Source organism: Chachezhania sediminis (assembly GCF_009765275.1).
GTDB classification, from domain to species: Bacteria; Pseudomonadota; Alphaproteobacteria; order Rhodobacterales; family Rhodobacteraceae; genus Chachezhania; species Chachezhania sediminis.
The window spans coordinates 17,830-41,503 of record NZ_VOPH01000018.1; the positions used below are offsets into that span (position 1 = coordinate 17,830).

Annotated in this window: 22 protein-coding genes and 1 tRNA gene; 9 read left to right on the forward strand and 14 right to left on the reverse strand. The window is 66.3% G+C overall.

The features are described from left to right. Nucleotides 1-69 precede the first annotated feature (69 nt). Nucleotides 70-1,089, forward strand: coding sequence for a 1-aminocyclopropane-1-carboxylate deaminase (locus FQK05_RS24855; RefSeq protein WP_158972114.1), 1,020 nt, complete (start codon nt 70-72; stop codon nt 1,087-1,089). A 72-nt stretch (nt 1,090-1,161) separates the two neighbouring features. Here FQK05_RS24855 and FQK05_RS24860 read toward each other — a convergent pair. Both FQK05_RS24860 and FQK05_RS24865 read right to left on the reverse strand, forming a co-directional pair. Continuing rightward, a tRNA-Gln gene (locus FQK05_RS24860) sits at nt 1,162-1,236 on the reverse strand. Between the two features lie 127 nt (nt 1,237-1,363). Then, nucleotides 1,364-1,879 (reverse strand): SH3 domain-containing protein, encoded by a 516-nt coding sequence (locus FQK05_RS24865; protein WP_407644520.1) that lies wholly within the window; start codon nt 1,877-1,879, stop codon nt 1,364-1,366. 190 nt (nt 1,880-2,069) lie between these two features. Between FQK05_RS24865 and FQK05_RS24870 the strand changes: the two genes are divergently transcribed. From FQK05_RS24870 to FQK05_RS24895, 6 genes are all read left to right on the forward strand, one after another. Next, nucleotides 2,070-3,056, forward strand: a complete 987-nt coding sequence (locus FQK05_RS24870) for a 2-hydroxyacid dehydrogenase (RefSeq protein WP_158972118.1) — start codon at nt 2,070-2,072, stop codon at nt 3,054-3,056. A gap of 9 nt (nt 3,057-3,065) precedes the next feature. After that, nucleotides 3,066-3,608 carry an RNA 2',3'-cyclic phosphodiesterase gene (thpR, locus tag FQK05_RS24875; protein ID WP_158972120.1) on the forward strand — a complete coding sequence of 181 codons (543 nt, stop codon included), beginning with the start codon at nt 3,066-3,068 and terminating at the stop codon, nt 3,606-3,608. Between the two features lie 96 nt (nt 3,609-3,704). Then, nucleotides 3,705-5,504, forward strand: a complete 1,800-nt coding sequence (gene ggt, locus FQK05_RS24880; protein WP_158972122.1) for a gamma-glutamyltransferase — start codon at nt 3,705-3,707, stop codon at nt 5,502-5,504. Nucleotides 5,505-5,557: 53 nt separating this feature from the next. After that, on the forward strand, nt 5,558-6,970 hold the full coding sequence (locus FQK05_RS24885) for an FAD-binding oxidoreductase (RefSeq protein WP_158972124.1): 1,413 nt from the start codon (nt 5,558-5,560) through the stop codon (nt 6,968-6,970). A gap of 302 nt (nt 6,971-7,272) precedes the next feature. Next, complete coding sequence (locus FQK05_RS24890) at nt 7,273-9,774, forward strand: GcvT family protein (protein ID WP_158972126.1); 2,502 nt, start codon at nt 7,273-7,275, stop codon at nt 9,772-9,774. Between the two features lie 170 nt (nt 9,775-9,944). Beyond that, entirely contained in the window at nt 9,945-10,757 is an 813-nt protein-coding gene (locus FQK05_RS24895; protein WP_158972127.1) for a hypothetical protein, read from the forward strand. Here the strand turns inward: FQK05_RS24895 and FQK05_RS24900 are convergent. Both FQK05_RS24900 and FQK05_RS24905 read right to left on the reverse strand, forming a co-directional pair. Next, nucleotides 10,754-11,428, reverse strand: a complete 675-nt coding sequence (locus tag FQK05_RS24900) for a DUF938 domain-containing protein (RefSeq protein WP_158972129.1) — start codon at nt 11,426-11,428, stop codon at nt 10,754-10,756. The genes FQK05_RS24895 and FQK05_RS24900 overlap by 4 nt on opposite strands. Nucleotides 11,429-11,524: 96 nt before the next feature. Beyond that, the gene (locus FQK05_RS24905) at nt 11,525-11,836 is read right to left on the reverse strand and encodes an ArsR/SmtB family transcription factor (RefSeq protein WP_233270675.1); all 312 of its coding nucleotides are present in this window, start codon (nt 11,834-11,836) and stop codon (nt 11,525-11,527) included. A 48-nt stretch (nt 11,837-11,884) separates the two neighbouring features. On the opposite strand from FQK05_RS24905, the gene FQK05_RS24910 reads away from it, so the two are divergent. Further along, nucleotides 11,885-12,703, forward strand: coding sequence for an alpha/beta fold hydrolase (locus FQK05_RS24910; RefSeq protein ID WP_158972133.1), 819 nt, complete (start codon nt 11,885-11,887; stop codon nt 12,701-12,703). Nucleotides 12,704-12,763: 60 nt separating this feature from the next. Here FQK05_RS24910 and FQK05_RS24915 read toward each other — a convergent pair whose 3' ends face one another. The 7 genes from FQK05_RS24915 to xdhA all read right to left on the reverse strand — a co-directional run bounded on the left by FQK05_RS24915 (nt 12,764) and on the right by xdhA (nt 22,051). Next, a complete protein-coding gene (locus tag FQK05_RS24915) occupies nt 12,764-13,843 on the reverse strand; it encodes a BMP family ABC transporter substrate-binding protein (protein ID WP_158972135.1) in 1,080 nt (359 codons plus the stop codon). Nucleotides 13,844-13,915: 72 nt separating this feature from the next. Beyond that, a complete protein-coding gene (locus tag FQK05_RS24920) occupies nt 13,916-14,845 on the reverse strand; it encodes an ABC transporter permease (protein ID WP_158972137.1) in 930 nt (309 codons plus the stop codon). A 2-nt stretch (nt 14,846-14,847) separates the two neighbouring features. Beyond that, nucleotides 14,848-15,927, reverse strand: a complete 1,080-nt coding sequence (locus FQK05_RS24925; protein WP_158972138.1) for an ABC transporter permease — start codon at nt 15,925-15,927, stop codon at nt 14,848-14,850. Beyond that, complete coding sequence (locus FQK05_RS24930; protein WP_158972139.1) at nt 15,924-17,462, reverse strand: ABC transporter ATP-binding protein; 1,539 nt, start codon at nt 17,460-17,462, stop codon at nt 15,924-15,926. Before FQK05_RS24930 ends, FQK05_RS24925 begins: the two co-directional genes overlap by 4 nt. Continuing rightward, on the reverse strand, nt 17,459-18,409 hold the full coding sequence (gene xdhC / locus FQK05_RS24935) for a xanthine dehydrogenase accessory protein XdhC (RefSeq protein ID WP_158972140.1): 951 nt from the start codon (nt 18,407-18,409) through the stop codon (nt 17,459-17,461). Before xdhC ends, FQK05_RS24930 begins: the two co-directional genes overlap by 4 nt. Further along, entirely contained in the window at nt 18,402-20,693 is a 2,292-nt protein-coding gene (gene xdhB / locus FQK05_RS24940) for a xanthine dehydrogenase molybdopterin binding subunit (RefSeq protein WP_158972142.1), read from the reverse strand. Before xdhB ends, xdhC begins: the two co-directional genes overlap by 8 nt. Continuing rightward, entirely contained in the window at nt 20,690-22,051 is a 1,362-nt protein-coding gene (gene xdhA / locus FQK05_RS24945) for a xanthine dehydrogenase small subunit (RefSeq protein WP_158972143.1), read from the reverse strand. The genes xdhB and xdhA overlap by 4 nt, the downstream gene beginning before the upstream one ends. 103 nt (nt 22,052-22,154) lie before the next feature. Here xdhA and FQK05_RS24950 point away from each other — a divergent pair, with 103 nt between their 5' ends. Then, a complete protein-coding gene (locus tag FQK05_RS24950) occupies nt 22,155-22,316 on the forward strand; it encodes a hypothetical protein (RefSeq protein WP_158972145.1) in 162 nt (53 codons plus the stop codon). Nucleotides 22,317-22,370: 54 nt separating this feature from the next. On the opposite strand, the gene FQK05_RS24955 is transcribed toward FQK05_RS24950, so the two are convergent. From FQK05_RS24955 to FQK05_RS24965, 3 genes are read right to left on the reverse strand one after another with little or no spacing between them, the layout of a single operon-like run. Then, on the reverse strand, nt 22,371-22,823 hold the full coding sequence (locus FQK05_RS24955) for an SRPBCC family protein (protein WP_158972147.1): 453 nt from the start codon (nt 22,821-22,823) through the stop codon (nt 22,371-22,373). Beyond that, nucleotides 22,823-23,293 carry an SRPBCC family protein gene (locus tag FQK05_RS24960; protein ID WP_158972149.1) on the reverse strand — a complete coding sequence of 157 codons (471 nt, stop codon included), beginning with the start codon at nt 23,291-23,293 and terminating at the stop codon, nt 22,823-22,825. The genes FQK05_RS24955 and FQK05_RS24960 overlap by 1 nt, the downstream gene beginning before the upstream one ends. Next, entirely contained in the window at nt 23,280-23,633 is a 354-nt protein-coding gene (locus FQK05_RS24965) for an ArsR/SmtB family transcription factor (RefSeq protein WP_158972151.1), read from the reverse strand. Before FQK05_RS24965 ends, FQK05_RS24960 begins: the two co-directional genes overlap by 14 nt. Nucleotides 23,634-23,674: the final 41 nt, after the last annotated feature.

Below are 23,674 nucleotides of genomic sequence, written 5' to 3' on the forward strand. Positions count from 1 at the left end.
CGCACTTTGATAGCACCTTTCATCCTCCCATCGCTAGATTCTCCGACAGTGAAACTTCGGAGGCCCTCCATGTCCCTGCTTGAGAAATTCGAACGCTACCCGCTGACATTCGGACCCACCCCCATCGAACATCTGCCCCGCCTGACCGAGGCGCTGGGCGGCAAGGTCCAGATCTATGCCAAGCGCGACGACTGCAATTCCGGCCTGGCGATGGGCGGGAACAAGCTGCGCAAGCTGGAATACATCGTGCCGGATGCCATCGCGTCCGGGGCCGATACGTTGGTGTCCATCGGCGGGGTGCAGTCGAACCACACCCGCATGGTGGCGGCGACGGCGGCCAAGCTGGGCATGAAATGTGTCGTCATCCAGGAAAAATGGGTGCCCCACTACGACGCGGTCTACGACCGCGTGGGCAATATCCAGATGACCCGCCTGATGGGCGCCGATTCCCGGCTGGTCGAGGACGGGTTCGACATCGGCATCCGCGAAAGCTGGCAGAATGCCATCCGCTCGGTCGAGGAGGCGGGCGGCAAGCCCTATCCGATCCCGGCGGGCGCCTCGGTCCACAAATACGGCGGCCTGGGCTATGTCGGCTTTGCCGAGGAAGTGGCCGAACAGGAAAAGGCGCTGGGCTTCCAGTTCGATTACATCGTCGTCTGCGTGGTCACCGGATCGACCCAGGGCGGCATGATCGTGGGCTTTGCGGCGCAGGACCGCGCCCATCGTGTGATCGGCATCGACGCATCGGGCACCCTGGACCAGACCCGCGCGCAGGTCCGCCAGATCGTCGACGACACGGCCGAACTGGTGGGGCTGGGCCGTCCGGTCCGCGAGGACGAAATCGTGATCAACCCGGACTATGCCTATCCCGCCTATGGCGTGCCGTCGGAGGAAACCAACGACGCCATCCGCCTGGCTGCCCGGACCGAGGCGATGATCACCGACCCGGTCTATGAAGGCAAATCCATGCAGGGCCTGATCGACCTGACGCAGAAGGGTTTCTTCCCGGAAGGCGCGCGGGTGCTTTACGCCCACCTGGGCGGCGCACCGGCGCTGAACGGCTATAGCTACCATTACAAGGACGGCTGAGGGTCGAAAAACGAAGGCCGCCTGCGTTTCCGCGGGCGGCCTTTCGGTTTCTTCCGGTCACCCGAAAGAAACTGGCTGGGGAGGCAGGATTCGAACCTGCAACCTGCGGTACCAAAAACCGTTGCGCTACCGTTGCGCCACTCCCCAGCAGTGCCGCGCTAGTTACTGTGGTTTTCCGGGGCTTTCAAGAGCGTTATCCAAAAACTTTGCGCCGATCGCCTGGAACGGTTCCGATACCGCCAAGCCACTGTTTTGAAGGGGCCGTACCGGCGCCTCAGTCGCGGATTTCATCCGGTGCCACGCCCCACAGATTGGATTTCTTTGCCCATCCGTTGTAGCCGCCGGCCGAGACCTCGCACCAGTCGGCCGTGCATTCGCCCAGGCGGGCGATCACGCCGATTTCGAAGGTGGCCACGGCACGGGCGTCGGGGTCGGGACGGTTCAGGACCGGCATCATATCGGTCTGGGTCAGGACGGTGCGCACGCCGGACAGAAGCGCATAGTGCATCCAGCCGCCCACGCCTTCGTAATCCTGAACCTTGCGCCAGTGTTCGTATTCGGCGGTGACCTGAAGCGGCATGTCCCGGCGCTTGAACACCCAGTCGATGCGGTGGGTCGTCGACGGGCCGCGGCGGACATTGCCTTCGCTGGTCTTCATCGACACGAAACGGGGCAGGGGCAGGTTGGTGACCGGCCCGCGCGTGATTTCTGCCAGGGCGGAGGCCGGCGCCAGCACCGGTGCCGCCACGAACGCCAGACCCGCCACCAAGGCGGCGCGGCGCGAGGTCACACCATTTTCCGTCACAGTTCGCCTGTCTGTTTTGTTACCAGTCTGCTCGCGGGGGCGGGGTGCTTCCGGTCCGTGTCCGAACTGTCCCCGGCTGGGGGCCATCCGGGCGGCCGAGTATTCTTGTATCCGGTCCCGTCATGGGCCACGATGCCACGGCGACGGCGGGCAGGAAAAGAAGGGAGGCACCGGCGTGCCAAGAGAAAGATTGAGTGTTGTCGTCACGCGACGGTTGCCAGAGCCTGTCGAACGGCGTCTGGACGAACTTTTCGACGTGACCCTGCGCACTGACGATGCGCCCATGACGCGCGAGGAGTTGGTGGCGGCGGTCAAGGCGGCCGACGTGCTGGTGCCGACGGTGACCGACGTGATCGACGCGGGGCTGCTGGCCCAGGCGGGCGAACAACTGCGGCTGATCGCCAACTACGGCGCGGGCGTCGATCATGTCGACGTGGCCACGGCGCGGCAGCGGGGGATCCTGGTGTCGAACACGCCGGGCGTGCTGACCGACGATACCGCCGACATGACCATGGCGCTGATCCTGGCCGTCACCCGGCGGATCCCGGAAGGTCTGGCGGTGATGCAGAAGGGCGAATGGCAGGGCTGGGCGCCCACCGCGCTGCTGGGCGGCCGGATCGCGGGGCGGCGCCTTGGCATCCTGGGCATGGGCCGGATCGGGCAGGCCGTGGCGCGCCGGGCGCAGGCCTTTGGCATGCAGATCCACTATCACAACCGCCGCAAGCTGCATCCCGAGATCGAGGCACAGTACGGCGCGACCTACTGGGAAAGCCTGGACCAAATGGTGGCGCGGATGGACGTGATTTCCATCAATTGCCCGTCGACCCCGTCGACCTTCCACCTGCTGAACGCGCGCCGCATGAAGCTGCTGAAGCCGCAGGCGGTGATCGTGAACACTTCGCGCGGGGAAGTGATCGACGAAAGCGCGCTGGTCCGGGCGCTGCAGAACGGCGACATCGCCGGCGCCGGCTTGGACGTGTTCCGCCGCGACCCCGAGTCGGAAGCGCGCCTGCGCGAACTCGACAATGTCGTGCTGCTGCCGCACATGGGGTCCGCCACCGTCGAGGGCCGGATCGAGATGGGCGAGAAGGTGATCATCAACATCAAGACCTACGAGGACGGCCACCGGCCGCCCGACCAGGTCGTCCCGTCGATGCTGTAAGGCGCGTTCGTGCGGGCCTTCCTGGCCATCGAACCGCCGGTCGAGGTGCTGGATGCGCTTGAACGCATCCAGTCCGACCTGCCGGTGGGGCGCGCCGTCCCGGTCGAGAACCTGCACCTGACGCTGGCCTTTCTGGACGACCAGCCAGAGGACAGGCTGGAAGACCTGCACTATGCGCTGGAAGGCCTGCGCCTGCCGTCGGCCGACGTGTCCTTCGACGGCCTGGGCACCTTCGGCGGAGACCGCCCGCGGATCCTTTTTGCCGCAGTTCGGCCCGCGCCGTCCCTGCTGGACCTGCATCGCCTGATCGCGGCCGAGGTCCGCCGCGCGGGTATCGTGCTGCCCCGAGAAACCTTCCGTCCACATGTCACGCTGGCCCGCCTGCGCCGCGACCTGTCGCAGGAGGCGCTGGTGCGCCTGCAGGATTTCCTCGCGTCGGAACTGCAGACCGACATCCCGCCCTTCACCGCCACGTCCCTGACGCTTTTCGAATCGGATCTGCATCCGGGCGGGGCCCGATACGACGCGCTGTCGTCCTATCCTCTCGTCTGAGTGACTGGAGGGGGCGCCGTCCCCGGGTTAGGCTGTCCGGGACGGGGCGACACCCCGACCGGAAACGCACCCGACCAAAACCGGAAAGGAATGCCCATGCTCTCCCGCCGGATCGGCCGCCGCGCCATTGCCGCCATTGCCTCCCTGTGTGCCACCGCCGCGCTGGCCCAACAGGCGACCGATGCTGTGGCCCCGGAACCCGCGACCGAGGCCGGTTTGGTCAGCGCGGCTTCGGCCCAGGTCGCCGCCGCCCTTCAGGCCAAGGCCGAAGGACGCCCGGTGACGGGGCAGGACTGGATGATTTCCGCCGCGAATCCCCTGGCGGTCGAGGCCGGGGCGGCCGTTCTGGCACAGGGCGGCACGGCCGCGGACGCGCTGGTGACGGTCCAGACGGTGCTGGGGCTGGTAGAGCCGCAAAGCTCCGGCCTGGGTGGCGGTGCCTTCCTGGTCTGGTACGATGCCGCTTCGGGCGAACTGACAACGCTCGACGGTCGGGAAACCGCACCGCAGGCCGCCACGCCCCTCCTGTTCCAGACCGAAGGCGCGCCCATGGGCTTTTTCGAGGCCGTGGTCGGCGGCCGCTCCGTGGGCGTCCCCGGTACGCCTGCGCTGCTGGAAATGGCGCATGACAGATGGGGCCGGCTGGGTTGGTCCGGTCTTTTCGATCCGGCGATCGCGCTGGCCGAAGACGGCTTCGACGTCTCGCCCCGCCTGTCGGCGCTGGTGGTGATGGACCTGCTGCGGCTGAAGACCTATCCCACGACGGCCGCTTATTTCCTGCCGGGGGGCTTTCCCCTTCTGCCCGGCCGGACCTTGCAGAACCCGGACTATGCCGAGGTGCTGCGTACGCTGGCGGCCGAGGGCGCGGCGCCCTTCTATACCGGCCGGATCGCCGAAGACATCGTCGCCACCGTGCAGGGTGCCGTGAACAATCCCGGCCTTCTGACGATGGAGGACATGGCCCTGTACCGCGTCAAGGAACGCCGCCCGGTCTGCGGCGCCTACCGCGTCTATCAGGTCTGCGGGATGGGCCCGCCGTCGTCGGGCGCCATCGCGGTGGGCCAGATCCTGGGCCTGCTGCAGCCCTTCGACATGGCCGCCCTTGGCCCCGACAGCGCCGAGGCCTGGCGCCTGATCGGCGACGCCTCGCGCCTGGCCTTCGCGGATCGCGGCCGCTATGTCGCCGATACCGATTTCGTGCCGGTTCCGGTGAAGGGCCTGCTGGACCCGGCCTATCTGGCCGAACGCGCCCGCCTGCTGGATGGCGATACAGCCCTGGACGTCGCGGCCCCCGGCGACCCGGCCTGGGACCATGCCGGGCTGTTCGGCGACGGGATTTCCCCCGAACAGCCATCGACCAGCCATATCTCCATCGTGGACAGCTATGGCAACGTTGCGTCCATGACGACGACCATCGAGAATCAGTTCGGCTCTCGCCTGATGGTCCGCGGGTTCCTTCTGAACAATGAACTGACCGACTTCTCGTTCCGGTCGGTCGAGGATGGCCGCCCCGTCGCGAACCGCGTCGAACCGGGCAAGCGGCCCCGGTCGTCCATGGCCCCGACCATTGTCCTGCAGGACGGCAAACCGGTCCTGGCCGTCGGGTCGCCCGGGGGCAGCCGGATCATCGGCTATGTCGCGCAGGCCATCGTGGCCTGGGCAGACTGGGGCATGGACGTCCAGCAGGCGGTGTCGATGGGCCACGGCGTGAATCGTTTCGGCACCTTCGATGTCGAGGGCGGCACGGCCATGGAGGCCCTTCAGGCGCCGCTTGAAGCGATGGGTTTCACGGTTGAACCCAGGATGCTGAATTCGGGCCTTCATGCCATCGAGATCGGCGAAGGCCTGGAAGGCGGGGCCGATCCGCGTCGCGAAGGGATTGCACTCGGCCGCTAGGCGCGCTTTGGGTAGGCGCATCTGTCCGGTTCGAATTTCTGCAGGAGGAACCCATGGTCCAGGCAACACGGTTGGAACGCAACGAGGCCGGGATCGCGGCCGCAGTTGGAATCCTGAAGCAGCAGTTCGGAGACCGGTTCCAGACCGGCGCCTCGATCCGCGAACAGCACGCCCACACCACGACCTATATCGAGACGCAGTCTCCCGACGGCGTGGTCTTTCCCGAATCGACCGCCGAGGTGGCCGAGATCGTTCGGATCTGCGCCGCCCACAAGGTGCCGGTAATCGGCTTCGGCATCGGGTCGTCGCTGGAAGGCCACGTGAACGCGCCCGCGGGCGGCATCTCGGTCGACTTCAGCAGGATGGACAAGGTGCTGGCGGTGCATGGCGCCGACCTCGACGTCGTCGTCCAGCCCGGCATCACGCGCGAGGCGCTGAATGTCCACCTGCGCGACAGCGGTCTCTTCTTCCCCATCGACCCGGGGGCCAATGCCACCATCGGCGGCATGGCGGCGACCCGCGCTTCGGGCACGAACGCGGTGCGCTATGGCACGATGAAGGACAACATCCTGTCGCTGGAGGCGGTGATGCCCGACGGCACCGTGATCCGCACGGGCACCCGCGCCCGCAAGTCTTCCGCGGGCTACGACCTGACCCGGCTGCTGATCGGGTCCGAAGGCACGCTGGGCCTGATCACCGAGATCACGTTGCGCCTGCAGGGCATCCCCGAGGCGATCTCCTCGGCCCGCTGTTCCTTCCCGACGGTCGACGCGGCCTGCGAGGCGGTGATCGCCACGATCCAGTACGGTATCCCGGTCGCCCGTATCGAGCTTCTGGATGCGATGAGCGTGCGCGCGGTGAACCTCTATGCCGGGCTGGGTCTGCCGGAAACGCCGATGCTGCTTTTGGAATTCCACGGGTCCGCGGCGGGCGTGGCGGAACAGACCGAGAGCTTCCGCGAAATCGCAGCAGACTTCGGCAGCACGGACTATGTTGCCACCGCCTCGCCGGAAGAGCGCAACAAGGTCTGGAAGGCGCGCCACGACATGTATTACGCCTCGCTGCAGCTGCGCCCCGGCTGCAAGGGCCTGTCGACGGATATCTGCGTTCCGATCTCGAACCTTGCCACCTGTGTGAACCGCGCCACCGAAAAGGCGGCCGAAATGGGCCTGATGGCGCCGGTGGTGGGCCATGTCGGCGACGGCAACTTCCACATGCTGGTCCTGATGGACATGGACGACCCGGCCGAGATCGCGAAGGCCGACGAATATGTCGGCTGGCTGAACGAGATGGCGATCGAGATGGACGGCACCTGTACCGGCGAACACGGCATCGGCCAGGGCAAGCGGCCCTACCTGATGAAGGAACTGGGCCAGGCAGTGGACGTGATGGCCGCGATCAAGCACGCGATCGACCCGGATGGCATCATGAACCCGGGCAAGATCGTGCCGGACATGTCCATCTGAAGCCTGCGCCAGGCGGCACGGTCGATGGGGGCTCTGCCCCCGCCGCACCTGCGGCGCGACTCCCCCGAGGTATTTGAAGACCAAAGAAGCCGGGAGAGCGTTCCCGGCTTCTTCTTTTCACAAATACTCCCGCCGGAGGCATCCGGCATGAGCAGCGTTTCCCGACGCCCGGAAGATGTCGAAACGACGGCGGCGGCGAACGGACAGGTCGGTTTTGTCGTGCATTCGGTCGGCCTGCCTCTGTGCCGGATCCCGCGCCCGCATTATGAAGGCGCAATGCGCGCGTCTGCGGAGTTGCGGTGATGAAAACCCACGTGAAGGCCCTTGTCGTCGGCGGCGGCGCCGTCGGAACCTCCATCGCCTATCACCTGGCCCGGGCGGGCTGGGCGGACGTGATGCTGCTTGAAAGGGACGAACTGACGTCCGGTTCGACCTGGCATGCGGCCGGGCTGCTGCCGCTGTTCAACATGTCCTATGCCACGACCCATATCCACAAGTACTCCGTCGACTTCTACAAGTCGCTCGAGGCCGAGACAGGCCTGAACGCCGGCTTCTCCGTGGTGGGCAATCTTCGCATGGCGCAGACTCAGGCGCGCATGGACGAATACATGCTCTATGCCTCGACCGCCGAGACCTGTGGTGTTCCTTACGAATGGCTAAGTGCTGCCGACATAAAGGATCGCTGGCCGCTGGTCCGGACCGAGGATCTGAAGGGCGCGATCTTCCATCCCACCGACGGCTACATCAACCCGGCGGATGTCACGATGGCCATGGCCAAGGGCGCACGGCAGAGGGGCGTCACGATCGAGCGCAAGTGGCAGGTCGACGGCTATGAATGGACGGGCCGCGCCTGGAAGGTGACCGTGACCAAGATGGTCGAACGGGGCGGGAACCTCGTGCCGTCGGACGAACAGACTGTGATCGAGGCAGAGCATGTCGTCACCGCCACGGGCAACCACGCGCAGCGGACGGCGAAACTCCTGGGGATCAAGATCCCGGCCATCCCGGTCGAGCACCAGTACATCGTGACCGAGCCCGACCCGGCCCTGGTCGAGTACCGCAAGACCCATGGCGAACACCCGGTCCTGCGGGATGCCGATGCCAAGTGGTACGTGCGCGAGGAGCGCGGCGGCTGGATCCTGGGCCCCTACGAGGAAAACGCGCCGGCGCGGTTCCTCTATGACGTGCCGGAAAGCTTCCGCGCCGATCTCTTTCCGCTGGATCTGGAACGGATCGAGGAAGAGTACATGTCGATGATCCACCGGATCCCGACATCGGAAACCGTGGGCCTGAAGGACGATTTCAACGGTCCGATCTGCTATACCCCCGACGGCAACCCGCTGGTGGGGCCGGCGCCGGGTCTCAGGAACATGTGGCTGGCGGAAGGGTTCTCGTTCGGGATCACCGCCGCGGGCGGCACGGGATATTTCCTGGCGCAGATGATGGTCGAGGGCGAGGCCGAGATCGACATGGCGTCGCTGGATCCCAAGCGCTACGGGTCCTGGATGACGACCGAATACGCGGCGCGGAAGAACGAGGAATGCTATTCCCACGTCTTCATCCTGCACCATCCGGACGAGGAGCGCGAGGCCTGCCGGCCGCTGCGCACCGCGCCGGCCTATGAACGCCAGAAGGCGCTGGGCGCGCAGTTCGGGCAGGTGAACGGGTTCGAGCGGCCGAACTATTACGGTCCGCTGGATGCGCCCGACAGCTTCGATCACGACGCGCGGTCGTTCCGCCGCGGTGGCTGGTGGAAATATGCCGTGGAAGAGGCCAGGGCGATCCGCGAAGGCGTGGGCCTGGTCGATGCATCCGCCTTTGCCAAGCACGAGGTGAAGGGGCCGGGCGCCACGGCATTCCTGGACTGGTTCACCTGCAACAAGTTGCCGAAGATCGGACGGATCAACCTGACCTATGCCCTGACCGAGGCAGGGACGACCCGGACCGAATACACCATCGTGCGGCGTGGCGAGAACGACTATTACCTCGTCTCGGCCGGGGCTTGGGCGGCCTATGACGCGGATTACCTGCAGAAGTCGGCCGAGGATTTCATGGCGGCGGGTGGCGAGTTCGTCGTCCTCCACGACGTGACCACGCAGTGGGGCGTCTTTGCCGTGGCCGGGCCCAGATCGCGGGACCTGCTGAAGAAACTGGTGCGCGATGCGGATCCGGAAGCGGTCCTGTCGAACAAGCGCTTCCCCTGGCTGACCATGCGCAATATCGAGCTGGAGATGTGCCCGGTGATGGCGATCCGGGTGGCCTATACCGGCGAGCTGGGCTGGGAACTGCATCACCCGATAGAGATGCAGACCTACCTCTGGGACCGTCTGATGGCGGCGGGGGTCGAGTTCGGGCTGAAGCCGGTCGGCGCGCGGGCGCAGAACTGGCTGCGGCAGGAGAAGAGTTATCGCGCCTTCGGGAACGAACTGGGCCGCGATGCGACCCCGCTGGAGGCCGACCTGCCGCGTTTCGTCGACCTGTCGAAGGACTTCCGCGGTAAGGCGGCGATGGAGGCCAAGGGCATCCGGTCGAAATGCGTGACCGTCCTGATCGACGGGCCGGCGGATGCCGATCCCTGGGGGCGCGAGGCGCTGTATCTGGACGGCGTGAAGGTCGGTCGCCTGACCTCGGGCGGGTATTCTGTGCATTTCGGCAAGTCGGTGGGCATGGGCTATGTCTCGCCCGAACTGGCGGTGCCGGGGACGAAGCTGGAAGTGAAGATGCTGAACCAGCTGTGGCCAGTCGAGGTCGTCGAAGACAGCCCCTATGATCCGTCCAACGCGGCGATCCGCATCGACGGGTAAGGCTGCCGTCAAGGCCGGGTGCACGCCAAGCCTGTTTCGAAACAGGCTTGGCCCCGCAGGAAGGCCCTTTCAAAGGGCCTTCGTCCGCCGCCGGGGTGCGGCGGAAGGTTTGACCGGCGGCGCACGCCGCCTATGGTGACGGCATCAATCCCAGCGGGCAGGAGCCCCCGATGCCGACCCCGACCCAAGCGCGACGCCGTCCCGCGATCCTGTTCCTGCTGGTGCTGGCCTTCGTGGCGGCGCTGGGCATGATTTCCTACCGAAGCAATCCGCTGACCCGCGAGGCCGAGGGCTATGCCACCGCCGTCGCCGCGACCAGCGCCACGGTCTATGTCACCCTGCGGTCCATCAACGCCTTCCTGTCCACCGCGCAGGAGGTCGAGGTCAGCGGCGGCGCGGTCTTCGTCTCGGGGTCCGCCAAGCCGCTGAAGGCGCTGGAGCCCATTGATGATACGGTCGAACGCGTCTCGTCCATGGTCTTTGCGCTGATGGTCGCGACCGGGGTCGTGGCCGTGGGCATCGGGCCGGTCAGCGCCGTGGGCTGGGGCATGATCCTGCTGTCGCTGGTCATCGACCTGATCCGGCGGGGCATCGGGCGGCTGTCGGAAAAGACCGCGATGGAACGGCAGCTGCTGCGCTATGGCCTGCTGTTCGGGCTGGGGGTGCCGCTGGCCTTTGTCCTGGCTTCGCAGATGGCGGACTGGATGACGGCGGATGTCTGGGCCGCAAACGACGCCATCGTGCGCGAGATCACGGCCGAGGTCGACCTGGCCGATGTCGAGGACGGGACCGGCCTTCTGGGCAATCTGAAGTCGGCCATGGGAGAGGTCGAACGCTACCAGGCGCTGGCCGGAAACCTTTACGACCGGGCCGATGACCTGCTGCAGTCCTACGTGATGATCCTGGCGGTCTTCGTCTTCAAGCTGCTGTTGTTGCCGGCGCTGCTGCTGGGCGGGCTGATCGCCTTTTCGCGCCGGTTCTAGATCCCGATTTCCAGGGCCGGGCGTTCGGTCACGAAGGCCAGGTTGTTGGCGGGCATCTCGACCGTTTCCAGAAGCGCCAGCCCGCTGGCGGCGAGCCAGTCGGCGATCTGAAGGTCGTCCTTGTACCCGGTTTCCGGGTCGCGCGTCTGAAGCGTGGCGTGAAAGGACCGGTCGCCGTCGCTGGTCAGGACGCCGCTCCGCATGAAGGGGCCATAGATCAGAAAGCGTCCGCCGGGGGCCAGGGCCTGCGCGGCCTCGGTCACCAGCGTCTCGACCTCGAAGGTGCTGACGAGGTGCAAAAGGTTGGCCACCATGATGAAATCCCGGGGCGCCTGGGTCGCGCCCCATCCGGGGCTGAGCGCGTCGAGCGACAGGGCAGGGGCGATGTTGGGAATGCCGGCTTCGGCAATGCGGGCATTGACGCTGCGGATCCGGTCGGGCTGTACCTCTGTCGGTTGCCACAGCAGGCCGGGCAGGCGGGCGGCGAAGGCCACGCTGTGCTGACCGGTGCCGGCCGCCAGTTCCAGTGCGCGGCCCCGGTGCGGGGCGATGCGGACCAGAAGGTCGCCGATGGGACCGGCATTGCGTTCGGCCGACGGCGCGAACAGCTTGTCGCCCCCGGCGTCTTCGGCGGCGCTGGCAATATAGGCGGGATAATCGCGTATCGGCATGGAAGGGTCCGGGCGCTGGTGACGTGGCCACAAGGTGCCACGTTCCCGGGGGATTGGACAGGGCGATGAGGGGGGGTGCATGCCTACCGTGCGCATTCAGGCCAGCGACAGTTCCCTGGACAGCCAGTTGAAGTAGTCGCGGATCGCGTCGTCGTCGCGCTGGCAATAGGACCATTTCATGTGCCGCCGCACCCGGATGAAGCCCGCCTGCCGCAGGATGTCCAGGTGACGGCTGGCGGTCGGCTGGGCGACGCCCAGTGCCTCGGCGATCAGGGTCATGCAGACGCCGAACTCTGCGGCGTCGGCAGACCATTGGTGGCCGAAATGCGCCGCGGGCTCTGCCAGCAGGCGCAGGATCGTCACGCGGGGTTCACTGGCCAGGGCTTTCATCTGGGTTGAGCGGTCCATGCCATCAATCATATAGTCACTTAGCGAAATAACAATATGTGAGTCGCCATGCTGGATCTGCCCCATACCGCCGCGATCGAAGGGAACGCCGTCCGCTGGGGGCGGATCGGGCAGGGGCCGCCGCTGGTGGCCATCCACGGCACGCCCTTTTCCGCGCAGGTCTGGCGGCGGATCGTGCCGCTGATCGCGGACCGGCGGACGGTCTACTACTTCGACCTGGTGGGCTATGGCCTGTCCGAGATGCGTGAGGGGCAGGATGTTTCCCTTGCCGTCCAGAACCGGGTTCTGGCGGGGCTGTTCGCGGAATGGGGGCTGACCCGCCCGGACGTGCTGGCCCACGATTTCGGCGGGGCCACGGCGCTGCGGGGCCATTACCTGAACGGGTTGCGCTATGCATCGCTGACGATCTTCGACGCGGTGGCGCTGGCGCCCTGGGGATCGCCCTTCGTCCAGCATGTGCGCGCGCATCAGGCGGCCTTTGCGGGCATGCCCGACTACATGCACCGCGCGCTGCTGCGGGCCTATCTTCAGACCGCCGCCCATGCGTCCCTGACCGAGGCGGCGCTGGAGATCTACAGCGCGCCCTGGCTGGGCCCGGTGGGGCAGCCGGCCTTCTATCGCCAGATCGCGCAGATGGACCAGCGGTACACGGACGAGGTCGAAGGGCTCTGCGGCCCGATGGATTGCCCCGTCACCGTCCTGTGGGGGGCCGAAGACGAATGGATCCCGTTCGAAAAGGGGCAGGCGCTGGCGGATCGAATCGCGGGCGGCACGATCATCCCGGTGCCCGGTGCCGGCCACCTGGTTCAGGAGGACCGGCCCGAAGCCATCGTCGCCGCGGTGCTGAAGCAGATCGCCGGCGCCTGAGGAAACAAGAAAGGCCCCGCGCCGGGCGGGGCCTTCTGACTGCCAGACTGTTCAGACCGATCAGTTCGGGATCGAGCCGGTGATGCCCTGGACATAGAAGTTCATGCCGGCCAGCGTACCGTCGTCGGCCACTTCGCCTTCGGCCAGCCAGGGGCTGCCGTCCTGCTTGTTCAGCGGGCCGGTGAAGGGGTGATAGGCACCCGAGGCGATATCGTCCTTCATTTTCATGGCTTCGGCCTTCACGTCGTCCGGAACCGGACCCGTGATCTCGCCGATGCCGACCATGCCGGCGCCGATGCCGTCCCAGGTGTTGTCGCTTTCCCATGTGCCGTCGATCACGGCCTGCACACGCTTGATGTAATAGGGCGCCCATTCGTCGATGATCGACGAGATGCGCGGCTCCGGCGCGTATTCATACATGTCGGCCGCCTGACCGAAGCCCAGGCCGCCCTTTTCCTTCAGCACGGCCAGCGGCGCGGTCGAATCGGTGTGGGCCAGTACGACGTCGACACCCTGGTCCAGCAGCGCCTGGGTGGCGTCGGCCTCTTTCGCCGGGTCGAACCAGGTGCTGATCCAGATGACCGAGATCTCGACATCCGGGTTCACCTTCTGGGCGTGGATGAACGAGGAGTTGATGCCGCGGATCACCTCGGGGATCGGGAAGGACCCGATATAGCCGATCTTGTTCGACTTGGTCATGTGGCCGGCCAGGAAGCCTTCGATCGCGCGGCCTTCATAGAAGCGGGCGGAATAGACGCCCACATTCGGCGCGGTCTTGTAGCCGGTCGCGTGCTCGAATTTCACCTTCGGGAACTTCTTGGCCACGTCGATGGTGGGTTCCATGTAGCCGAACGAGGTGGTGAAGATCAGGTCGGCGCCGCCAAGCGCCATCTGCGTCAGCACGCGTTCCGCGTCGGCGCCTTCGGGAACCGAGGCCTGTTCGACCACTTCGACCGCATCGCCGAAATGTGCCTTCATCGCCATGGCGGCTTCGTGGTGGTGTTGGCTCCAGCCGCCGTCGTTCACGGGGCCGACATAGACGAAGCCGATCTTGGGCTTGTCCTGTGCCAGGGCGGGGCCGACCGCCAGGCCAAGGCCCAGCGCGGTGGTGACGCCGGCAAGAAGGGTTCTGCGTTTCATGAAGGTAACTCCCTTAGAGTAATGACCGGAACCCGCGACAGAAGATCGGATCCCGAAGGTTGGGGCCGGCCGTCAGCGCCCGGCATGGAACAGCCGACCCAGCGAGGCAGGGGCCGCACCGGCGCCCGACGACCGGGCCGAAATGACGACAAGCACAAGAATGGTGATCACGTAAGGCGACATCGACAGCAGCTGCACCGGGACGGCGACGCCCGCGGCCTGAAAGTTCAGTTGCAGCACTGTGATACCACCGAAAAGATAGGCGCCGATCAAGGCCCGCCATGGCTTCCATGACGCGAAGACAACGATGGCCAGAGCGATCCAGCCGGCCCCGGCGGTCATCCCGTCCGTCCATTGTGGCACGCGCACAAGGCTGAGATAGGCGCCCCCCAGCCCGGCACAGGCGCCGCCGAAGGCGATGGCCAGGATCCGGATCGTGATGACCTTGTAGCCCAGCGCATGGGCGGCATCGTGGTTTTCGCCCACCGCCCGCAGGATCAGGCCCGCGCGGGTGTATTTCAGCAGCGCCCAGACCCCGGCCACCAGGGCCAGGCTGACATAGACCATCATGTCGTGCTGCAGGAACGCCCGCCCGAAGAACGGGATGTCGGAAATGCCGGGGATGTCCAGCCGGTAGGCCCGCGGCGGTTTCTGGCCGCCATAGCTTTGCCCGATCAGGGACGACAGTCCCAGCCCGAACAGCGTCAGCGACAGGCCCGATGCGACCTGGTTGGCCAGCGCCAGCTGGGTCAGCAGCGCAAACAGAAGCGACAGGACAAGGCTGCCCGCGGCTGCACCCACGAAGCCCAGCATGGGCGATCCGGTGTTCACCGCCACGGCAAAGCCGCAGATGGCGCCGGTGATCATCATCCCCTCGACGCCCAGGTTCAGGACGCCGGCGCGTTCGACGACCAGCTCTCCTATTGCGGCCAGAAGGACGGGGGTGGCCGCGACCATCAGCGAAGCGATGAGCAGGGCGGCGTTGAAGGACGAGAAATCCATGGTCAGGCCGTCTCCCGCAGGGTCAGTCGGATCCGGTAGTTGGTCAGTAGGTCGAAGGCCAGCAGGAAAAACAGCAGCATCCCCTGGAAGACCTGGATCGCCGCGGCGGGCAGGCCCAGCTGGTTCTGCGCGATCTCGCCCCCGATATAGGTCAGGGCCAGCAGGAACCCCGCGAGCAGGATCCCGATCGGATTCAGGCGGCCCAGGAAGGCCACGATGATCGCCGTGAAGCCATAGCCAGAGTTGAAGTCGATGGTGATCTGGCCCGCCGGACCCGCGACCTCGAAGAGGCCCGCAAGTCCCGCGAAGAGACCCGAAAGCCCTAGGCTGAACACGGTCAGCCTGCCGGGGTTCACGCCGGCAAAACGGGCAGCGCGGGGGGCGTCGCCGGTCAGGCGGATGTGGAACCCGGTCATGTGCCGGGTCAGCAGGACAAAGGCGAAGACGACGGCCAGCAGCGCCGCGACGGTGCCCCAGTGAATGCCGGCATCTTCCAGGATCCAGCTGGTGGCGGACGGGTATTCGTCAAGGTTGCGGCTGCCGGGAAAACCGTATCCTTCGGGGTTCCGCAGTGGCCCCAGAGCCATCGAGGCCAGAAGCTGTTCCGCCACATAGACCAGCATCAGCGAGACCAGGATCTCGTTCGTGCCGAAGCGGACCTTCAGAAGCGCCGGTATCAGCGCCCAGAGCATCCCGCCAAGCGCGCCCGCGATGACCATCAGCGGAAAGACGTACCAGGCATCCAGCGGGTACAGCGCCAGTCCGACGGCCGCGCCGCAGATGGCGCCCAGGATGTACTGGCCTTCCGCCCCGATGTTCCAGATCCCGGCCTTGAAGCCCAGCGACAGGCCCACGGCGATCAGGACCAGCGGCGCGGCCTTCACCATCAACTGTGGGCGATAGTAGAACGAGAACTCGCTGAACAGCGGGTCCCAGAAGATCGTCTTGATCGCGGCAAAGGGGCTTTCACCAAGGAAGGCGAACAGCAACCCGCCAAAGAACATGGTCGCCAGCACCGCCAGCACCGGCGTCGCATAGGACCACGCCTGCGACGGCTGGCGGCGTTTTTCCAGCTTGATCATGCCAGTACCTTCTCTGCGTCGTCATGGGCCACTTCCATGCCGTGGGCCCCGCCCAGCATCATGCCGATCTGGTCGACGGTCAGCCCTTGGGTGGACCGTGGCGGCGACAGGCGCCCTTCGGTCAGAGCCGCGAAATTGTCGGAGATCTCCATCAGCTCATCCAGGTCCTGGCTGATGCAGATGATCGCGGCGCCTTTCTGCGCCAGGTCCAGCAGCGCCTGCCGGATCGAGGCGGCCGCCGCTGCGTCCACGCCCCATGTCGGCTGGTTCACGACCAGCACTTCGGGGCGTTGCAGCACCTCGCGGCCTATGACGAATTTCTGCAGGTTGCCCCCTGACAGCGACCGGGCCGCGTTTTCGGTGCCGGGCGTGCGGACGTCGAAGGCCTTGATGATCGCCTCGGCAAAGGTGCGGGTCTTGGACCAGCTTAGAAAGCCATTCGAAACAAGCCCTTCGCGGACCGATCCGGTCAGCAGGGCATTTTCCGTCAGGCTCATGTCCGGGGCGGCGGCATGGCCCAGCCGTTCTTCGGGGGCGGTCAGCAGGCCCAGCTTGCGGCGCGCCGTGGGGCCCAGCTTGCCCACCGGCTTGCCCTTCAGCCTGACGGCGCCGGGCGACGACAGGATCTCTCCCGACAGGACGCCCAAGAGTTCGTCCTGCCCGTTGCCGGCCACGCCGCCGACGCCCAGAACCTCGCCGGCGCGGACCCGGATCGACACGTCCTTCAGCGAGGTGCCGAATTCCGACGGCGACTTGGCAGACAGGTTTGCGATTTCCAGCGCGACCTCTCCCAGTTCCGCGCGTTCGCGGGTGGGGATCTGAAGCGTGCCGCCGACCATCATCTCTGCCATTTCGCGGGCGGTAGAGTCACGGGGGATGCAGGCGCCGACGACCTTGCCCAGCCGCAGGATCGTGGCCCGGTCGCACAGCGTGCGGATTTCCTCAAGCTTATGGGAAATATAAAGAATGGCCGTCCCTTCGGCCGAAAGTTTCTGCAGCGTCTGGAACAGGATGTCGACCTCCTGCGGGGTCAGGACGGATGTCGGTTCGTCCATGATCAGAAGTTTCGGGTCCTGCAGAAGGCAGCGGATGATTTCGACCCTTTGCCGTTCGCCCGCCGACAGGTCGCCCACGATGCGGGACGGGTCCAGCGGCAGGCCGTAGGCCTCGGACACCTGGGTGATGCGCTTGGCCAGATCGCGCATGGGGGGCGGGTTTTCCATCCCCAGCGCGATATTCTCTGCCACATTCAGCGCATCGAACAGCGAAAAGTGCTGAAAGACCATGGCGATACCGTCGCCCCGCGCGGCCCGCGGTTCGGGTGGGGCGTAAGGCGCGCCGCGTAGGGTCATGGTGCCGCTGTCGGGCTTGACCAGCCCGTAGATCATCTTGACCAGGGTCGACTTGCCGGCGCCGTTTTCGCCCAGAAGGGCGTGCACCTCGCCCTCGCCGATCTCGAACGAGACCTCGGAATTGGCGACAACGCCAGGGTAAGCCTTTGTCAGACTGTCTATTTTCAGAAGCGTCTGGGTCATGCCTGGCGGTGCTCCCTTCCGGGGTTCGTGTCGGCGCGGGCGGTGGCCCGGCGCAGGATCTGGGCCGACACGCCCACGGCGATGGCCTGCGGATGCTTGCCCAGGGACGGATCGCCGATGGGACAGGTGATGCGGGAAATGGCGTCGGGCCCGTGGCCCAGAGCGGCCAGTCGGGACCGGAAGCGCGCCCATTTCGTGGCCGACCCTATCAATCCCAAGCTGTTGAATCCACGCCTTAAAAGCGTATCGCACAGGGCCAGGTCGATGGCGTGAGAATAGGTCAGGACAAGATGATGGGCGTCCGTCGGCGCATGGGCCGCCAGAAGCGCAGGATCGGCGGCGGGAACGGTGGTCACGCCTTCCGGGACATCTGACGGGAAGCGGTCGGCGCCGGTATCCACCCAGGTGATCGCGAAATCCGGCAGGGGGGACAGGACCGACACCAGCGCCCGGCCCACGTGTCCAGCGCCCCAGATCCAGAGCGACCTGCGCGCCTCGGCTGCGGGTTCGATCATCCACCCGTCGATCAGGGCGGGCTGTGGCATCTCTTGCCGGCTGCGGGCGCGGGCCAGCACGCGACGGACAGGGAACGGCGTTTCGTTCGTTTTGTACAACGCAGGGCGGGCGATCACTCCGTTTTGTACAAAGGGTATTGAGTCCGCATCGTACCACTCCGTCAGAAGCGACACCGACCCGCCGCAGCACTGTCCCAGGTCGGGTCCCAGCGCGTGGCGTGTGAACAGCGGTCCGTCGCCGCCCCGGCGCGCCCGGTCGGCCGCATCGTATTCCAGCGCGCCGCCGCCGATGGTGCCGGACTGCCCGTCCACCCAGACCAGCATCGATGCGCCGACCTCTCGCGGGGCAGAGCCGCGCACCTCGGCCACCACGACCCGGGCCACGGAGCCATGCGCCCGGATGGCGCGGGTCAGGGCGGTCAGGTCAAACATCGGCGACCCTTCTGACCGCGTGCCAGATCCGTTCGGCGGTCGCGGGCGCATCCAGCGACGGATAGTCGGTGCCGCAGGACGCAACCGCGTCGCCAAGGGCAAGGAAGGCCGAGATGCCCAGCATGAAGGGCGGCTCTCCCACCGCTTTCGACCGATAGATCGTGTCCTCGCGGTTGGGCGCGTCCCACAGGGCCACGTTGAAGACCGGTGGCCGGTCGGAACAGGCGGGGATCTTGTAGGTCGACGGCGCGTGCGTTCGAAGCGCGCCCCTGGCGTCCCAGACGAGTTCTTCGGTCGTCAGCCAGCCCGCGCCCTGCACATAGGCGCCTTCGACCTGTCCGATATCCAGTGCCGGGTTCAGCGAGGTGCCGGCATCGTGCAGGATGTCGGTCCGCAGGATCCGGTTTTCGCCCGTCAGCACGTCCACCGCCACCTCGGTCACTGCGGCGCCATAGGCGAAGTAATAGAACGGCCGGCCCTGGCCCTTCACCCGGTCCCATTCGATCTTGGGTGTCTTGTAGAACCCGGTCGACGACAGCGGCACCCGGCCGTGGTAGCAAAGCGCCGCGGCCTCGGCGAAGCTGTAGGTCGCGGCGCCGACGGTCACCGTGTCATCGGCGAAGACGACCGTCGCCGGGTCGGCCTGATGGGTTTCGGCAAGATAGCCGGCCATCCGGTCACGGATCGTGTCGCAGGCCACCTTGACCGCCATGCCGTTCAGGTCGCTGCCCGATGACGCGGCGGTGGCAGAGGTGTTGGGCACCTTGCCGGTGTCGGTGGCGGTGATCCTGACATGGTCCATCGCGATGCCGAACCGGCTGGCCGCAACCTGCGCCACTTTCTGGTTCAGGCCCTGTCCCATTTCCGTCCCGCCATGGTTCAACTGGACCGAACCGTCCTGATAGACATGAACCAGCGCACCCGCCTGATTCAGGTGGGTCAGCGTGAAGGAGATGCCGAACTTCACCGGCGCAAAGGCGATGCCCTTTTTCACGAAGCGGTTCTGCGCGTTCCATTCGGCCACCGCCTGTTTTCTGGCGGAGTAGTCCGACGTCTCCAGCAGCGCGTCGGTCATCTCGTGCAGGATGAAATCCTCGACCTCCTGCCCATAGGGCGTGGTGCGGTCGGGGACGGCTGTGTCCGCGGGGGCGTAGTAGTTGCGCTTGCGCACCTCCACCGGGTCCATCTGCAGCGCGTGGGCGATGTGGTCCATCACCCGTTCCATCCCGATCATGCCCTGCGGCCCGCCGAAACCGCGATAGGCGGTTGCGCTTTGGGTATTGGTCTTCAGCCGGTGGCTTTCGATCCGGGCATTGGGCAGCAGATAGGCGTTGTCGGCATGCAGCATCGCCCGGTCGGCCACCGGCAGGGACAGGTCCATCGACCAGCCGCAGCGGATCATCTGCACGAATTCGATGCCCTGGATCCGGCCGTCGTCGTCGAAGCCGACTGTATAGTCGATCCGGGCATCGTGGCGCTTGCCCGTGATGGTCATGTCGTCGTCGCGGTCATAGCGCATCTTGCAGGGCCGGCCGGTGGCCAGCGCCACCACGGCGCACGAAACCGCCAGCGCGTTACCCTGGCTTTCCTTGCCGCCAAAGCCGCCGCCCATCCGCCGCGATTCCACGCGGACCGCATGCATTGGCTTGCCGATGGCCTCGGCCACCTTGTGCTGGATTTCCGTCGGGTGCTGGGTGGACGAGATTACCGTCACGTCGCCGTTTTCCGCGGGAAGCGCCAGCGCGGCCTGGCCTTCAAGGTAGAAATGTTCCTGCCCGCCCATCTCCAGCACGCCGCTGAGGGTGCGGGCGGCTTTGGCGATGGCGGCGGGGGCGTCGCCCTTGGACCAGATCACCGGGCCGTCTTCGAACCGGCTGCCGGCCTCCATCGCCTGGTCGATGGTCAGGATCGGGGTTTCTTCTTCGTAGGTGATGTCGCCCAGCCGCGCGGCCTTGCGCGCCGCCAGGTGGCTGGTCGCGGCGACAAGGAACAAGGCCTGACCCAGGTAATGGACGGTGCCGTCAGACAAGAGCGGCTCGTCATGGGCCGATGGGGAGACGTCGTTGGCAAAGGGCAGGTCGTCCGCCGTCAGGACGGCGACGACACCGGGGGCGGCGCGGACCCTGGCCAGGTCCATCGCGGTGATCCGGCCCTTCGCGATGGTCGACAGGCCGAATGCCAGGTGCAGCGTATCCGCCGGCATCGGCTGGTCGTCCACGTAACGCGCCTTGCCCGAGACATGGAGCGGCGCCGCATCGTGGGGCAGGGGCCTTGCAACGCTCATGATGCGATCCCCAGCACGTTGGTTTCAAGGCCGGTATCCTCGGCCCAGGCGCGCATCAGCATGGCCTGCGCGGTGCCGAGGCGATACGCGGCCGAGGCGCGCATGTCCGACAGTGGCCGGAAGTCTTCGGCCATGGCAGCCTGTGCCGCGGCGATGCCGGCTTCGGTCCATGGTGCGCCGATCAGCGCCGCCTCTGCCTCTGTGGCCCGTTTGGGCGTGCCGGCCATGCCGCCGAAGGCAATCCTTGCCGCCGTGACGGTGCCGTCCTCGACAAGGATGTTGAATGCACCGCAGACGGCAGAGATATCCTGATCGAACCGCTTCGACAGCTTGTAGACCTTCAATGGCCCGGCCTGTTTCGGGATGGTCACGCCCTCGACGAACTCCCCGGGCGCGCGGTCCTGCTTCCCATAGTCGATGAAGAAGTCCTGAACGGGCAGGCTGCGCCGGACGTCGCCCTTCCGCAGGTGCAGCGTGGCCCCAAGCGCGATCAGCGCCGGCGGGTTGTCCCCGATGGGCGACCCGTTGGCGATGTTCCCGCCGATCGTCGCCGCGCCCCGCACCTGGTAGGAGCCATAGCGCCGGATCATCTCGGCATAGGAAGGATAAAGCGGCGCGATGGCTGCCCGCACCCGGTTCATGTCGACCATGGCGCCAAAGCGGATGTCGGTGCCGGTCTCTTCGATGTTCTTCAGGTCGGCGCAGCCATCCAGAAAGATCACCTTGTCCACCTGGCGGAGCTGCTTTGTCACCCAAAGCCCGACATCGGTCGCGCCCGCCACCAGCACCGCGTCCGGGTCGGCCAGGTACGCCGCTGCAAGCGCATCGGCCGATCCCGGGCGGTGGGGGGCATGGTCCCCACGCGCGTCCACGCGGTCGTTCATCCAATCTGGCACCGGATCCTGCGCCGCGGCTTCTGCCGCGCGGATGATCGGCGCGTATCCCGTGCACCGGCACAGGTTACCCGCCAGCCGGTCATCGGTCGCGGCGTCGCCATCGGCATGGGCTACGGCCATCGACACCGCGATCCCGGGCGTGCAAAAGCCGCACTGGCTGCCGTGATGGTCCACCAGCGCCTGCTGGACAGGATGCACCTCGCCCTGCGGGCCGGACAGCCCTTCGACCGTGCGGACGGCCTTTCCTTCAAGCTGCGGCAGGAACAGGATGCAGGCGTTCAGCGCCTTGCGGCCCGTGGCATCCGTCACCATCACGGTGCAGGCGCCGCAATCGCCTTCGTTGCAGCCTTCCTTGGTGCCCTTCAGCCCGCGGCGTTCGCGCAGCCAGTCCAGCAGGGTCTCTGTCGGCGCCGCGTCGGCGACGGTCACGCGCTCTCCGTTCAGAAGAAACGAGATCTCCATCCTTCATGTGCCCCAGACCCGCCGCCATCCCCGTTGAACCGCGTGTTCCCCCGATGCGACGTGGAAGGGGGCGGCTGCTTTTTGCTTTTGAAAGCGTAAAGTTATGGCAACCCTGCTGGCAAGCCTGCGCCGCGCCGGCGGAGCGGCGCGGCTGCAACGACAATTTCCCGGTTTTGTCCGCTTGGTCAAAAAAGAGAAGAAATTGCAATACGTTGCTGCGCCGGCCGCGGCCGGCCGTGAAGCAGTTTCAAGTTCAGGCAGATAATCGAGCGCCTGTTTTTCGGGCAAATGCCGCTTCCGGTGGCGGCTGCGGGGGCTGCTACAGGGTCGCAGCGAGCCGTCCCAGCTGATCGGCCACAGTGCCCCAGCCGCTGGAAAAGCCCATCTCCTCGTGGCGGGCGGCGGTTTCGGCATCGGCATGGCGCGCCAGCACCCGGTATTCGCAGCCACCGTCCTTTGCCGTGAAGGTGATGTCGGCGGTGAAAAAGGGTTTGGGGGACGGCCGGAACCCTTCCGTCAGCGTGTCCGTGAAGACGAAGCGCCGGCCCGGATCGACCAGCAGCACGCAGCCTTCGGTCGGGATATCGCCATAGGTCTCGAACCGCATCATCGTGTAGAAGCGCCCGCCGGGAACCAGGTCGATCGTGGCCACGACCGTCTCGCCCGGTTCGGGGGCGAAGAAGCGTTTCAGCAACTCGGGTTCCGTCCAGCAGCGAAAGACGTTGAGGGGCGGGGCCGGCAGTTGCCGCACAAGTATGAGGTCATGGGGCATCAGGCGCTTTCCTTCCAAAGAACGGTCTCAAGGGCGTTCAGCCGGTGCTCCCACCCGCCGCGCCGCATGTCGGTCCCGTCCGAGCCTTCTAGGAAAGTGCCCTGTTCTGTATAGGTCAGCCGGGTGCCGCTGCCTTCGGCCGCCATGTCGACCGTGGCCAGCGACGCGGAATGGATCCGCCCGTTCATCGCCATCGTGTAGGCATAAAGGATGCGCGTGTCCGGCGTGATCCCCAGGTAATGGGTGACGTTCTCGTGCAGGCCCTTGCCGGGACCTTCGGTCAGTTCGAAGGACCCGGATTCCTGTCCCCCGACCCGAAAGTCGAGCGCGTAGCGCCGCTCGTGCCACTGCGGACCGTCGCTGTCGACGAACCAGCGGCGCTTCAGCACCGGATCGGCCCAGGCCCGGAACACGGTCGCGGGCCGCGCGGCCAGCTGCCGGGTGATGGTGAAACACTCATGTGTGGTCATTCGCGGACCCTCCCTCCGTGCCGGCCTCCATCTCTCGCACCAGCGCATCCAGCCGGTCGAGCCGCCCGTCCCAGAGCTGCCTCTGCCGCTGCAGCCAGCCCTCGGCTTCGGCCAACGGTGCGGCCTCCAGGTGCACGGTGCGCACGCGGCCCTTCTTTTCGGACCGGACCAGGCCTGCCGCCTCCAGCACCTTCAGGTGCCGCAGGAAGGTCGGCAGCGCGATATCGTGTGGCGCATGCAATTCGCTGACCGGCGCCGGGCCGCCGGCCAGCCGCTCGATCACCGCGCGGCGGGTGGGGTCGGACATGGCGCCGAAGAAGCTGTCGAGATGGTTAGTCATGTGGCTAGGTAATGGGTGCGGACCGAATCGTCAATACTATT